The organism is Maribellus sediminis, assembly GCF_011799805.1.
In the GTDB taxonomy this organism is placed as follows: domain Bacteria; phylum Bacteroidota; class Bacteroidia; order Bacteroidales; family Prolixibacteraceae; genus Draconibacterium; species Draconibacterium sediminis_A.
The window spans coordinates 432,500-446,442 of sequence record NZ_WXUB01000001.1 but is presented as its reverse complement, the minus strand read 5'-3'; the positions used below and the strand labels follow the sequence as shown (position 1 = coordinate 446,442).

Annotated in this window: 10 protein-coding genes; 2 read left to right on the top strand and 8 right to left on the bottom strand. The window is 42.0% G+C overall.

All coding sequences use genetic code 11. The annotated features are described in order from the left end of the window. The first annotated feature begins 53 nt into the window (after positions 1 to 53). A complete protein-coding gene (locus HFD85_RS01630) occupies positions 54 to 1,496 on the top strand; it encodes an oligosaccharide flippase family protein (protein WP_167604860.1) in 1,443 nt (480 codons plus the stop codon). Between the two features lie 2 nt (positions 1,497 to 1,498). Continuing rightward, entirely contained in the window at positions 1,499 to 2,125 is a 627-nt protein-coding gene (locus tag HFD85_RS01625; protein WP_167604859.1) for a DUF3267 domain-containing protein, read from the top strand. A 98-nt stretch (positions 2,126 to 2,223) separates the two neighbouring features. On the opposite strand, the gene frr is transcribed toward HFD85_RS01625, so the two are convergent. From frr to HFD85_RS01585, 8 genes are all read right to left on the bottom strand, one after another. After that, the gene (frr, locus tag HFD85_RS01620) at positions 2,224 to 2,787 is read right to left on the bottom strand and encodes a ribosome recycling factor (RefSeq protein WP_167604858.1); all 564 of its coding nucleotides are present in this window, start codon (positions 2,785 to 2,787) and stop codon (positions 2,224 to 2,226) included. Positions 2,788 to 2,894: 107 nt separating this feature from the next. Beyond that, positions 2,895 to 3,605, bottom strand: coding sequence for a UMP kinase (pyrH, locus tag HFD85_RS01615; RefSeq protein WP_167604857.1), 711 nt, complete (start codon positions 3,603 to 3,605; stop codon positions 2,895 to 2,897). A 299-nt stretch (positions 3,606 to 3,904) separates the two neighbouring features. Continuing rightward, positions 3,905 to 5,557, bottom strand: a complete 1,653-nt coding sequence (locus tag HFD85_RS01610; protein WP_167604856.1) for an AMP-binding protein — start codon at positions 5,555 to 5,557, stop codon at positions 3,905 to 3,907. Positions 5,558 to 5,574: 17 nt separating this feature from the next. Continuing rightward, the gene (locus HFD85_RS01605) at positions 5,575 to 6,150 is read right to left on the bottom strand and encodes a helix-turn-helix domain-containing protein (RefSeq protein ID WP_167604855.1); all 576 of its coding nucleotides are present in this window, start codon (positions 6,148 to 6,150) and stop codon (positions 5,575 to 5,577) included. Between the two features lie 246 nt (positions 6,151 to 6,396). Then, entirely contained in the window at positions 6,397 to 8,973 is a 2,577-nt protein-coding gene (gene glgP, locus HFD85_RS01600; protein ID WP_167604854.1) for an alpha-glucan family phosphorylase, read from the bottom strand. Positions 8,974 to 9,163: 190 nt separating this feature from the next. Further along, the gene (locus HFD85_RS01595) at positions 9,164 to 10,492 is read right to left on the bottom strand and encodes a glycoside hydrolase family 57 protein (RefSeq protein ID WP_167604853.1); all 1,329 of its coding nucleotides are present in this window, start codon (positions 10,490 to 10,492) and stop codon (positions 9,164 to 9,166) included. Positions 10,493 to 10,637: 145 nt separating this feature from the next. Beyond that, the gene (locus HFD85_RS01590) at positions 10,638 to 11,924 is read right to left on the bottom strand and encodes a glycosyltransferase family 4 protein (RefSeq protein ID WP_167604852.1); all 1,287 of its coding nucleotides are present in this window, start codon (positions 11,922 to 11,924) and stop codon (positions 10,638 to 10,640) included. Between the two features lie 54 nt (positions 11,925 to 11,978). Next, a complete protein-coding gene (locus HFD85_RS01585; RefSeq protein ID WP_167604851.1) occupies positions 11,979 to 13,925 on the bottom strand; it encodes an amylo-alpha-1,6-glucosidase in 1,947 nt (648 codons plus the stop codon). Positions 13,926 to 13,943 lie beyond the last annotated feature (18 nt).

Here is a 13,943-nt window from a genome sequence, read left to right as displayed (position 1 = left end):
TTTGCTACTTTTAGGCGTTAATTACAGTACGGCAAATAACTTATCCTGGCGTTTTGAAACGTAAATTTGTAACCAACCTCATATTATTACTTTTCCTCAACCTGCTGATCAAACCATTCTGGATTTTCGGTATCGACAGAACGGTTCAGAATATGGTTGGCGACGAAACCTACGGCTTATATTTTGCCCTGTTCAACTTTTCGATGTTGCTGAATATTTTGCTCGATGTTGGAATCACCAATTTTAACAACCGAAACATTGCGCAGCACAACTTCCTTTTACCAAAGCACCTGTCGCACATTATTAGTTTGAAGTTCCTGCTGGCGATTGTTTATGCTGTTTTTACCTTTGGTGTCGCTGCAATTATTGGATATAATAAAGTACAGTTTCATTTGCTGGTCTTCCTGGTTTTTAATCAGTTTCTCATTTCATTCACACTTTACCTCCGGTCAAATATCAGCGCCCTTCACCTCTTCAGAACCGACAGCCTGATCTCGGTACTCGACCGCAGTTTGATGATCATTATTTGCAGTCTTTTGCTGTTCACGAATGTTTTCAAAATTGAATTTACCATCAACTGGTTTGTTTATGCACAGACGATTGCCTATGCCATCACTGCACTTATTACGATGATTATAGTACTCCAAAAATCGGGTAGAATACAAATTCAGTTTAACCCCGCATTCTTTATGGTTTTCCTCCGAAAATCATATCCCTATGCCTTGCTGATTTTGCTGATGTCGTTTTATAACCGGATCGATTCGGTGATGCTCGAACGCCTCTTGCCTCACCCACTGGGTAAGGAACAGGCTGGTATTTATGCCCAGGCTTTCCGTTTGCTCGATGCCGTTTCGATGTTCGGCGTTTTGTTTGCCGGATTACTGCTTCCCATTTTTTCGAAAATGCTCAAACAGAAGAAGCATGTTGGGCAAATGGTAAAACTATCGTTTACCTTGCTAATTGTGCCGGCCATTATTCTGGCCATTTCAAGCATCTATTATTCCGGCGAAATCATGGATGCATTGTACACTTCCGACACCGGAGAATATGCTGATATTCTGGGTATTCTTATGACGGGTTTTATCGGAATCGCTACCACCTACATTTTTGGAACGCTGTTAACGGCAAATGGTAGTTTGAAACAACTCAACATTATGGCCTTCACCGGCATGGTAATTAACCTGATTCTAAATATCGTTTTAATTCCGCGCTACCAGGCATTCGGATCAGCCTATGCCAGCCTGGTCACACAGCTTTTCACAGGTGGCGTACAACTCTTTCTTGCGGTTAAAATTTTTCGACTTCAGACCAACTTCAGGTATGTATTTCAGATTCTGATTTTCATAGGTGTAGTTTTCGCTGTCGGAACATTCTCTAAAAATATCGGCCACTGGTTCACCGGTTATCTGACTATGATTCTGGCTTCGGTAGTTTTTGCCGTTCTAATTAAACTTTTTAATCTGAAAGACCTTTATAAGATAATCCGTTACGAATAGGTATGTCAAATCCTACAATTGAAGAATTACTCGACGGGGAACAATTTGAGTTGATAGCAGAACTGGAACATGCTACCATCAAAGAATTTGTTCTGGAACAACTGGCTACAGGCGGTAAAATAATTACTGCTTTTATGGTGTACCAGGTGATTATGTTGTTAGCTGGAATATTTTTCGTGACCCGTTCTATCGTAATGGCATACCACGGTATAAACGAGCCCTTAATTCTCAGCGGAATTGCCCTGCTATTTTGCTTCACCCTGCTTATTCCCATTCATGAATTATTACACGGTTTAGCACTTAAATTAACCGGGGCAGAAAAAATTTATTACGGGGCTTATTTTCGAAAATTCATTTTTTATGCTGAAGCTGACCAACACGTACTGAACAAGTCGCAATTCGAATTGATCGCATTAGCTCCTTTGGTTGTGGTGAAAATATTAACAATAATAGGTCTGCTAATTTTTTTCAACTCTCCGGTATTCTATCTGATGATCATGATTATGGCTGTACATAGTTTCTTTTGTGCGGGAGATATTGGACTACTTTCAATCTTTTACAGACACAGGGAAGTATTTACCTATGATGTGCGATCGGAAAAGAAAAGTTACTATTTCAAAAGAAGATAATCCCGAAAAAAAGGACAAAAAAAAGGCAGCTTCTACAAGCTGCCTCAAAGCCATGAAAACAATTAAACAATGTTCAGAAAACAGAAAACTAGAAACAATTATATTGTCATAATATCTTTTTCTTTAGCTTCCACTAAAGCATCAATCTTTTTATTATAAGCATCAGTCATTTGTTGAACATCAGCCTCAGCATCTTTCTCCAAATCTTCGGATAAACCATCTTTCTGAAGCTTTTTTAAGCTGTCGTTGGCATCTTTTCTTGCCCCTCTAACACTTATCTTCGCCTTTTCACCTTCTCCATGAACCTGTTTTACCAGCGATCTTCTTCGCTCTTCGGTAAGTACCGGAACATTTAATCGAATGATCTCACCGTTATTATCCGGATTAAGCCCGAGATTTGAGTTGATAATTGCCTTTTCGATTTCCGGGATCAGATTCTTCTCCCAGGGCTGAATGGCAATTGTCCGCGCATCCGGTGTGCTTACATTCGACACCTGATTTAAAGGTGTTTGACTTCCATAATATTCAACGAGAACGCCGTCTAACATGGCTGGACTTGCTTTTCCGGCTCTAATATGAGCCAACTCTTTATCGAGGTGTTCAACTGCCCCCTCCATCTTCTCCTTACAAACGTCTAAAACAAAATCTACTTCTTCTTGCATTCGTTAAAACACTGAGTTTCCAACCAAGGACTGTTAGCAAATATAGAAAAAATATAAATACTTGAAAATTTTTTAAATAATTTATTGCGAGTTAAAATAAGATTCCTCTAGTTATGCACAATAGTTCCAATTGGTTCACCTTGCATAACTCGCTTTAAATTACCTTTTTGATCCATGTTGAATACCAGGATCGGCAAATTATTTTCTTTACATAAAGTGGTTGCCGTCAAATCCATAATTCTAAGATTTCTGGCATAAATCTCGTCAAAGCTTATTTCATCGAAACGGGTTGCCGAAGAATCTTTTTCCGGATCGGCCGAATAGATACCATCAACCCGGGTTCCTTTCAGCATCACATCTGCTTCAATTTCTATTCCGCGCAGCGCACTTGCTGTATCTGTCGTAAAATACGGATTACTCGTACCTGCAGAAATAATTACCACTTCACCTCTCTCCAATAACTCAACGGCTTTATCTTTCGAATAGTATTCACCAATGGGTTCCATTCTTATGGCTGTTAGTACTTTTGACTTTACACCTGCATTTACCAGAGCAGAATTCAGTGCCAGGCTATTGATCACTGTTGCCAACATCCCCATCTGGTCACCTTTTACACGGTCGAAACCTTTGGCTGCCCCACTAAGTCCGCGAAAAATATTGCCACCACCAATTACAATGCCGACCTGCGTACCTCCCTTAACTATTTCTGAGATTTCTTCAGCGTAATCGCTCAGTCGCTGTTGATCGATACCATATTGTTGGTCGCCCATTAGCGACTCTCCGCTAAGTTTTAATAAAATACGTTTGTATTTTGCCATAAGAATTGAATTTTCTGTTGCAAAGATAAAATAGTTTTTGGGTAAATATAAAGGCCAACTGTCAATTGACGGTTGGCCTTTTTTACTGCGCTGTCTAATTATTACCCTTCGTAAAATGGGTTAAAAAATCTATAAAAATTGCTCATAACTATTTCGCTGCAAAGTTGATTGTTTTCGCAGGGTGTAAAAATGATGAAAGTCAGTATTACAGCGAATTACAGCCGAACAAATATGTTTTATATTAGCCCGGTGAAATTTGGAAAATACAATCATTACCGGAAATAAATCCAGGCTTTCAATTATATTATTTCAATGCCTTTTTGCTTGCAAAGTTCAAGCGAAAGCTCGCTTAATTTATATTTCTGAATTTTACCGCTGGCAGTCATCGGGAACTCATCAACAAAAAAAATGTACTTAGGAATTTTAAAACGGGAAATATTGCCTCTGCAGAAATCCTGCACGTCAGCCTCAGTCAGGGTCTGCCCCTTTTTCAATTTGATGAATGCACCAACTGCTTCACCATATTTTTTACTCGGAACACCAGCCACTTCAACTGCTTCAATCTCGGGCATTCCGTACAGGTAATTCTCTATTTCACGCGGGTAAATATTTTCACCACCCCGGATGATCATATCTTTAATACGTCCGGTAATTTTGTAGAAGCCTTCCTGTGTTTTTACTGCCAGGTCGCCCGAATGCAACCAACCATTATCGTCGATGGCCTTTGCTGTAGCTTCAGGATTATTATAGTAACCCTTCATTACATTGTAACCACGGCAACAAATTTCTCCCTGTTTTCCCGTTTCACAATCTTCACCGGTCTCGAGATCCACAATCTTTACTTCAACATTCGGATATTCAAATCCAACGGTTGTCGAACGAACTTCAGGGGAATTGTGTGTTCGCGTGGCCGTCATTCCGGGCGACGACTCAGTTAAACCATACACAATAATAATGTCCTTCATGTTCATTTTGTCCATCACCTGATTCATGGTTTCGATCGGACAGGGAGAACCTGCCATGATTCCAGTTCTCAGGCTCGACAGGTCAAACATCTCAAACATGGGATGATTCAACTCTGCTATAAACATAGTAGGGACACCGTAAAGTGCCGTACATTTTTCTTTTTGAACCGAAGCCAAAACCATTAGCGGATCGAAATCTTCGGTAAGCACCATGGTTGCCCCGTGAGTAACAATGGCGCACACGGCAAGCACACATCCAAAGCAATGGAACAGCGGAACACATACCAGCAAACGTTCATCGCGTGTGTACTTCATGCATTCGCCTGTAGCAAAACCATTGTTCACAATGTTATGATGTGACAACATTACTCCTTTCGGAAAGCCTGTTGTTCCCGAAGTGTACTGCATATTCACCACATCGTGACAATTCACCGTTTCTTTTACACTCTCCAGCTCCAGGTCATCAATATGAGTACCCAGCAAGATCAACTCTGCAGTGCTGTACATTCCACGGTGCTTTTGCTGACCGATAAAACCTACATTTTTGAGTTCCGGAAAACGTTCGCTTTTTAACTCGCCACGTGCTTGAGTTTTCAATTCGGGAACCAACTCAAAGATCATCTGCACATAATCACTGTCACGATATCCTTCAAAAAGAAACAAAGAATGGATATCGGCATTACGCAGCAGAAAGTCGAGTTCGTGCAGTTTATAATTGGTATTAATGGTAACCAGAATTGCGCCGATTTTTGCAGTCGCAAACATCAACGTTGTCCAATCAGGAACATTTTTGGCCCATATTCCTACTTTGTCGCCGGGTTTAATCCCTATAAATAATAAACCTTTTGCCAACTGGTCTACCCGATCGTTAAATTGTTTGTACGAAAAACGCAGATCGCGGTCGGGATAAACAATAAAATCCTGGTCGGGAGTTTCGTAGGCCCATTTTTCGAGCATCTGGCCAAGGGTATAATCGAGTAGCTGCATAATGCTTCTGTTTATGGTTAAACCGGTGTGTAAACAACGGCCAGCAACTTGGCTTTTTCGTTGGCAACTGCATGTACATTGTGTGCCACTATTGAATCGAGATAAATACTGTCGCCCTGTTCGAGCTGGTATATCTCTTTGCCATAATTGATCTCTATTCTGCCTTCAAGCACATACATGAATTCTTCACCCTCGTGCGACGACAATTTATAATCAGATTCTGCTGTTGGTTCAATTTCTACGATAAAAGGCTCCATGTGTCTTCCGGCTTTTGCCTGAGCCAGTGAGAAGAAGTTGAGATGTTCACGCGCCGTTTCATCTTTTGTTGAAAAACTGAACCCTGCCTGCTCCTCTCCTCTTTTTACGATAGCAGGACCGATTTTTTCCTGATCATCGAGGAAGGTACCAATTCGCACGCCAAAGGCCCTGGAAATTTTTATTAGATGCCCTAGTGAAGGAACCGATCCCTTTTCTTCGATCATTTCCAACTGAACCGGATCGAGATTTGCTTTTAATGCCAGGTCTTCACGGCTAATCTGACGAAACTCTCTAAAATCCTTTATCTTCTTACCTATTCTTTTTTTGTTCTTCATAAGAATTCCTTTAAGCATTAACTTATAAGCGTGCACAAAAATCCCAGGGAAAACCGCTGCAACTGTCTTAAAAGTAATCGGTTTTTTTATTGAGCAGTAAAAATAACAGTTTGAATGAATTGAAAAAAATCTTTGTCAATCAATCCATATCGATTTTCAGATTATATACCGATTCCTTAAACCTGCCACATTTTACGACATAAAAAAAGGTGCCAAATGGCACCTTGCTGTATACTTAATTTAAAATTAAATCCATTTGATGTATTTAAAATCCTGGCGGTGTGGCAGGTTTTCGTTTTTAGCGAACAACCTGAAACTGTAATTGAATGATCCCGGATGATCGGGTTTTACCAGGTATTCATAAGTACAAAGATTTCCTTCGCAACCTGTTGGTTCAAATTCCCAGGCATCAAATATTTTGGTGCCTTCTTCTTCACTGGTTTCAGTAATTACCAATTCTACTCCCACCTCTTTTGGCGACAATCCGTTCAGGTCGACTTTCACCTTCACCGGATAATCGTTGCCCATCACAAAACTGGTTGTGAAACCTTCCACCATTTCAACTTTCTTCACTTTCACTCCCCCCCATTTCGAGATGATGTGTTCTTTCCAGGCCACTAATTCTTTGGCCATTTTATAATCGTCAGCAATTACACGCTTCGAACGTTCAAACTGCGGATTATAGTAACGATCCTGATAATCACGGATCATCCTTCCGGTTGTAAAATCAGGAGCCACCTGGGCAATTGTATTTTTTACATAACCAATCCACCTTTCAGGAATGTCGCCCATGTTTCGATCGTAATAAGCCGGCACAACTTCTTCTTCAAGAATATTGTAAATGGTTTCAGCATCCAGTTCATCCTGGAAGTCCTGCACATCGTAAGCACGCTCGGCAGGTAAGGCCCAACCGGCATTTTCGCGATAACCTTCAACCCACCATCCGTCGAGTACAGAGAAGTGCAAGGTTCCGTTCATCACGCCTTTTTCACCACTGGTACCAGATGCTTCCAGCGGACGAGTTGGTGTGTTCATCCAAACGTCAACTCCCTGTAACAGCATCTTTGCCAGGTTGATGTCGTAATTTTGTACAAACAAAATCTTTCCCCGGAATTCAGGTTGTTTTGATACTTCAACAATGTATTTGATCAAATCCTGCCCGGCTTTGTCGGCCGGGTGAGCTTTGCCTGCAAAAATAAACTGTACCGGTCGTTCGGGATTGTTTACAATCTTTGCCAAACGATCGAGGTTACGAAATAGGAGGTGCGCACGTTTATAGGTAGCAAACCTTCGCGCAAAACCAATGGTAAGCACGTTTGGATTGAGTTTACCCAAAATTTCGGTAATAATTTTTGGATTCTCATTCCTTTTGATCCAGTTGTTGGTAAAACGCTGCTTCACGTAATTGATCATTTTCAAACGCAGTGTTTTACGAAGCTCCCAGATTTCCTGATCGGGAACATTGTATATGTTTTTCCAAACATCAAAATCCAACTGGTTAGCCGGGAAGTTCTCTCCGAAATAGCGTTTATGAACCTGTTTCCATTCAGGTGCCGTCCACGACGGATAGTGGACACCGTTGGTTACGTAACCAATTTCGAGTTCTTCCGGAAGATAGCCATGATACAGGTTTTTAAGCACTTCTTTACTAACATCGCCATGCAACATACTCACACCGTTAATTCCCTGCGACAAGTTGCTGGCCAGGTAGCTCATGTTAAAATGATCTTCGGTTTTAAACGCTTTACCCAGCATATCAAACTCTTCCCATTTCAATCCCAATTTATCCGGGAATCCGCCCATATAATGCTTGAACATGTCGTTATGGAAGGAGTCGTGACCCGCAGGAACAGGGGTGTGCGTAGTAAATACTGTTGAAGCGCGAACCACTTCCTGCGCTTCGGCAAAAGACAGTCCTTGTTCGCTGATTATATTGATGATCCGCTCGATACCTATAAAGGCTGCATGCCCTTCGTTACAGTGATAAATATCGGAGTTGTATTCCAATTTTTTCAGAGCTTTAATACCTCCCAGACCAAGCAGCATTTCCTGTTTCAAACGGTTTTCATTATCGCCACCATAAAGATGGTGTGTTACAAAACGGTCTTCATCGCTGTTTCCGGGATGATCGGTATCGAGTAGAAACAGTTTTACGGAACCTACATTCACCTGCCATACACGCGCAACAACTTTACGGCCGGGATACTCAACCTCAACACTTACCCAATTTCCGTCCTTATCAACGGCAGGTTGAACCGGTATTTTAGTGAATTGCTGCGCCTCATAATTGGCCATTTGCTCGCCGTGCAGGTTCAAGGTTTGTTTGAAGTATCCGTAACGGTAAAGCAAGCCAACAGCAATCAGGTTTACTTTTGAATCGCTGGCCTCTTTCAGGTAATCACCTGCAAGAATTCCCAATCCTCCGGAGAATATTTTCAAACTGTCGTGCAGACCATACTCCATACTAAAATAGGCTATTTCAGGTCCTTCCAGTGCTTTTCTATCTTCGAGGTAAGCATTCAGCGAATTGTAGACATGGTGCATTTTGGCGATGAACTCCTCATCTTTGGTAAGCTCGATAAGGCGGTTGTAACTTACCCTGTCGAGCAGGAGGATTGGATTGTGTTCACATTCTTCCCAAATTTCTTCATCGATCGCACGAAACAAGTCTCTCGCATCGCTGTTCCAAACCCACCAAAGGTTTTTCGAAAGCTCGCGCAAGGGTTGCAAACTGTCAGGCAGGTTCGAATCAACACTAATTTTTTTCCACTCAGGCATCTCTATTTCCGGAGTCGGGATATATCTTAATTTTTCAGTACTCATTGTTTTCGGATATTAAATTAATAACTAACAACTATGCATCTTAAATTCTATTCTGAAACAGACTTCTGTGTTATTGGTTCATTGTTCTGAACCCTCAGAAAAAGGAATGCAAAATTAATTTTTATTTTGACTTACTGTTATTTACACAATTTTATAGGATTGGTCCTGTTTTAACTCAATGTTCAAAATATCAGCTCTTTTTTGATCTGGGATTTCTTGGCCTTTTAGGCTTCTGCAGGCGACTCAGGTCGGCTTCCAGCTTTTTCAGTTTTTCATCTTTTTCCTGAATAATCCGTTGAAGGATGGCAATTTCGCTTTCTGTTTCATTTTCAGGCTCAACAGCATTTAACCTAATCTTAAAATCACTCAGTACATTCATGTAATTGATGAAAGCTTCGTAGGGCGAATCGAAAGGATTTTGCTGGCGGTTCGGATTACCGTCGAGCGAATGCTTGGTCGACATGTAATAAAAATGATCACTGACCTGCAGGTAATTCCAATCCTTAAGCAGATTCTCATCGGTGCATCGCTTCATTCTCGAACTGAGCTCGTAAAGTTTATTGAAGGCTTCTTTTTGCATGCCGTTACCTAACCAGGCAGTAAGGTCGCGCTCTTCATCGGCCCAGGATATTGATTCCGGAACGTTTACCACTGAAACTGGTTGCAGCTTCTCAACTACTTCTGATGGAGTTGCAAACTTCAACTCATCGCTTTTTACAACCTGAGAAGCAAAAGCTTCCAGGAAATTGAATATACCGCTTTCAGCAGGCTGGCGTTCTCCAAAGGCTTCATAGCTTAAAAACAGGTTTACCACCTCCTCGCTTTTATCGAGACGGTTTAGCCAACCAATATATTTTTCAGCCGTTAGCGGAAATTCCGACCAGTTGCCGTTTGAAAAACGAAAAGCAAGGTCGTCGCTGAGTTTAAAGTTGCGCATCAAAACCTTTAGGCGCGGGTTAAGTGCATTTACATAAACGAAATTCGGGCTTTTCCAGCCTAACACCTGTTTAGCTCCCTCGGTGAGTATGGCCGTGTATCCCATTTTCGAAATCAACTCTCCAATTTCGTTCGAATAAATCATTTCGGTATTTCGAAAAACCCGCGGTTTTTGTCCAAACAAACCGAAAATCCTTTCGCTATGTTGTTTTACCTGATCCTTAAAAGCATTTTCATCCTTTAACGAGGATAAGGAATGAGAATAGGTCTCCGACAAAAACTCAACACAGCCTGTTTTGGCCAGATCGCGAAACGAATCGAGCACTTCGGGGGCATATAATTCGAATTGTTCGAGCGCTGTTCCGGTTATCGAAAACGAAACCTTAAACTTCCCTTCCAGTTTATCAATCAGCTCCAATAATAATTTATTTCCCGGGAGATAGGATTTATCCGCCACTTTTCGCAAAATGGCATCATTTGAATAATCGTCGTAATAGTAGTGGTCGTTACCAATATCGAAAAAACGGTAACGACGGTGCCTGAATGGCTGATGAACTTGAAAAAATAAGCAAATTGATTTCATCTCATTAAAATTGTATGTTTTCAATGGAATTCGATGTAACTCCCTCAGTCATGGCACTGTACATTAAAAGTATTCTTCGATATTCGTTTCTTCTATTCAAATAATTATTATTCAATGGTCGTTTCATCTTGCTGAATTATAATTATCAGGTTAACACCTGGTCGTATATATTTTTCACTTTTAAGGCCGAATCTAACCACCGTAGTTCATCGACTTCGTGCTTTCCTTCTTCCTTAAAATACGTTGCCAGCGAGGCATAGTTTAATATTCCATAAATGGAATCGGCCATGGCGAAGGTGTCCCAGAAATCGATTTTAATCGCATTTTCCAAAACTTCGGCAACACCCGACTGATTCGAAATAATAACCGGTACTTTCAACTGCATGGCTTCAAGCGGTACAATTCCGAATGGTTCAGAAACCGAAGGCATTACAAACACATCGGTCATTCTAAAGAGATCGTTAACATCGGAACCTTTGAGAAAGCCGGTGAAATGGAATTTGTCGGCGATACCAAGTTCAGCAGTTCGGTTGATCATGGCATCGAGCATATCTCCGCTGCCTGCCATTACAAAACGCACGTTGTTCATTTTACGAAGTACCAGACTGGCTGCCTCAATAAAATACTCCGGACCTTTTTGCATCGTGACCCTTCCCAGGAAAGTCACCACTTTTTCGTCGATTCCTTTGGGTGGCAATGTTCCGGGTTCATCGTCAACGGGTTCAACCGCATTGTACACGGTTTTCACTTTTTCAGGATCAACACCATATTTATTAATTACAGTATCGCGTGTCAGATTGCTTACGGTGATCACTTTATCGGCAATTTCCATTCCTTCGCGTTCGATGGAATAGACATTCGGATTGACACTTCCGCCACTGCGATCGAAATCGGTAGCATGCACATGAACTACCAAGGGTTTTCCGCTCACTTGTTTGGCTGCTATCCCTGCCGGATAAGCCAGCCAGTCGTGGGCATGGATTATATCGAAATCGGTAGTGGCAGCAATTATTTCGGCCACCAGACCGTAATTTTTTATCTCCTGTAACAAGCCGTCACCATAGCTTCCGCTAAAATTAACGGTAACACCATCGTTGGTTTCAACAAAGCGTGTAGAACGCGGATATTTTTTGCTCTTCTGCTTCCAGAATTCTTCTTCTCCAACATAGGGAACAATCAACGAATCCACTTCGATGTAATCCATCGATTTACTGCCTTCTTTCAAAAATATCTCTTTCCTGTTTATCGGGATATTGTTAGCTCCAATCAGTTTCATGGCCGTCTGTTCCTCATCGCCAAAGGCTTTGGGCACAACAAAGGTTACTTCCAAATCTTTTATCTCCGAAAGCCCCCGGGTAAGGCCGTAGCAAGCTGTCCCCAGGCCTCCTGAGATATGCGGTGGAAATTCCCATCCAAACATTAGTATTTTCATGTTTACTAATTTTAGTTTTCTGTTTTCCTCCCCAAAAATCCTTCCCCTTTTCTACTACTCCCTGTATTTCTGAATCAGGTTCAGAGCATATGATACCCCGGCAACATTCCAGGCCTGCGATAAAGCTCCTTTTCCGCTGTGTGGCGGGTTTCCGTCGTACATTTCAGAAACGGTACCCACACAATTTTCGGTCATTTCCTGTTCGAAACTTTCCACAATCTGCTTCACAAAAGGAAGTCCCCCTCTTTTGTGAATCTTGAGGTAGGCCTCGACAAAGAACTGCAACAACCAGGGATAAACCGCTCCCATATGTACCGCTGCTTCACGCTCCTGCTGATTCCCTCTCACGCTGCCTTTGTACCGCAAGTGATCTGGCGATAAAGACCTCAAGCCACGGTTGGTGAGCAATTTACGTTTGGCTACACTGAGTACCTGTTTTTGTTGTTCTTTTGAAAGTGGGCTGTAATCGAGCGCAACAGCTATTACCATATTTGGCCTCACGGCCCAGTCGGCCTGTCCGTCGAATACGTAATCGGCTAACGAAGCATGTCCATCGCTCCAGAATGTTTTCAGGAACGACCGGGCTACTTTCTCAACCATATCTTTCCATTCTTCAATAAAATCCATATCACCGGCCATATCTGCCAGATCAAGAGCAAAGCAAATGGCATTAAACCACAGCGCATTCACTTCAACCGGCATTCCTGCCCGGGGTACAACCGGGTGACCGAGAATATAGGAATCCATCCAGGTAAGTGCAACATCATCTTTGGCTGCCTGGATTAAACCGTCGCTGGTCATTTCAACATAACCCAACTTCGATTCTCTGTAACCTTCCAAAATGCGTTTAATGGCCGGCCCGTAGATTTTCCAGGTCTGTTCCGGATTTCCCCTCTTTTTGTAACAATGCTGAACCACCCAAATAAACCACAACGAGGTATCAGCCGAATGATAAGTGAGTTCGCCGTCACCAATATTATCAGGGAAAAAACCATCGTTGAAATATTTCAGGTACGAATCAAGGATAGTAGCGCACAGGTTCCGATCTTTGAGCGACAAACAAAGCCCCGGCAACGAAATAAATGTTTGCCGGGTAATGCTTCCATACCAGGGAAAGCCGGCAATGATCTCGGCCGTTTTCTTTTTGTGCATGACAAACTGTTTGGCTGCATGTTCAAGCGAACTGGAAAAAGTTTCTTTTTGCCCTCTTTTCTTCAGTTCGCGTGTAAACCTTTGTTTTAAAGAAACCGATTTCACTTCCTTTAATCCGGCGCCAAAAATTACTGATTCACCCTTTGCCAGGGGGAACTCGAAGTAACCCGGCACAAACAAATCCTCGAGATAATCATAACCCCGGTTTAATTCTTTCAGGTATTCAACATTGTAATACCAATCGGGTACGGGAACAAAATCGACAGTTTTACTGGTTTGCATAAACAGATCGGGATAGCCCTCGTACAATCTGACTGAAATTCCGCTGTCGGCTTTGTGATAATGCGTATTCACAAACATGTTGGCCTTGCTCAGCGCGTGAATATTCCGGAAAGCAAGAAAAGGTTTCAGGCGCAGCACGGTTGGCGATTTAGCTTCTTCGAGTGTATACCTGATCAGTACCTGCTCTTCCTTTTCAACCAGTAAACGCTCTTTCGTCAGCACTACACCTCCTACACGATAGGTTATTTTAGGTACATTCCCAAATTGTACGTTTCTGATGTATTTATGGCCTTTGGGCTCGTAAGTTCCTCCCTGATAACGCCGTATACCCAGATTGAACTCGGCTTCGTTTTGAATAACCGTTTCATCCAGAGCTGACAGCAAAACATGCTTCTCTCCGCCAAAATTTTCAATCGGGCTTACCAGCAGACCATGGTACTTACGCGTGTTGCAGCCGTTCAGCGTTGTACACAGGTATGAACCCGCCTTATTGGTGCGCAGTATTTCCTTATTGAGCGAATATTCGAGATTGATTAACTGTTCCTGATCAAAACTGAGGTAATGCATAACCTATAAATATTGTGT

What these genes read in the sequence shown, in the direction of transcription:
- HFD85_RS01610 (WP_167604856.1), bottom strand. Translation starts at nt 5,557, where the DNA reads ATGCAGCTACTCGATTATACCCTTGGCCAGATGCTCGAAAAATGGGCC.
- HFD85_RS01605 (WP_167604855.1), bottom strand. Translation starts at nt 6,150, where the DNA reads ATGAAGAACAAAAAAAGAATAGGTAAGAAGATAAAGGATTTTAGAGAG.
- HFD85_RS01595 (WP_167604853.1), bottom strand. Translation starts at nt 10,492, where the DNA reads ATGAAATCAATTTGCTTATTTTTTCAAGTTCATCAGCCATTCAGGCAC.
- HFD85_RS01590 (WP_167604852.1), bottom strand. Translation starts at nt 11,924, where the DNA reads ATGAAAATACTAATGTTTGGATGGGAATTTCCACCGCATATCTCAGGA.
- HFD85_RS01625 (WP_167604859.1), top strand. Translation starts at nt 1,499, where the DNA reads ATGTCAAATCCTACAATTGAAGAATTACTCGACGGGGAACAATTTGAG.
- HFD85_RS01585 (WP_167604851.1), bottom strand. Translation starts at nt 13,925, where the DNA reads ATGCATTACCTCAGTTTTGATCAGGAACAGTTAATCAATCTCGAATAT.
- pyrH (WP_167604857.1), bottom strand. Translation starts at nt 3,605, where the DNA reads ATGGCAAAATACAAACGTATTTTATTAAAACTTAGCGGAGAGTCGCTA.
- frr (WP_167604858.1), bottom strand. Translation starts at nt 2,787, where the DNA reads ATGCAAGAAGAAGTAGATTTTGTTTTAGACGTTTGTAAGGAGAAGATG.
- glgP (WP_167604854.1), bottom strand. Translation starts at nt 8,973, where the DNA reads ATGAGTACTGAAAAATTAAGATATATCCCGACTCCGGAAATAGAGATG.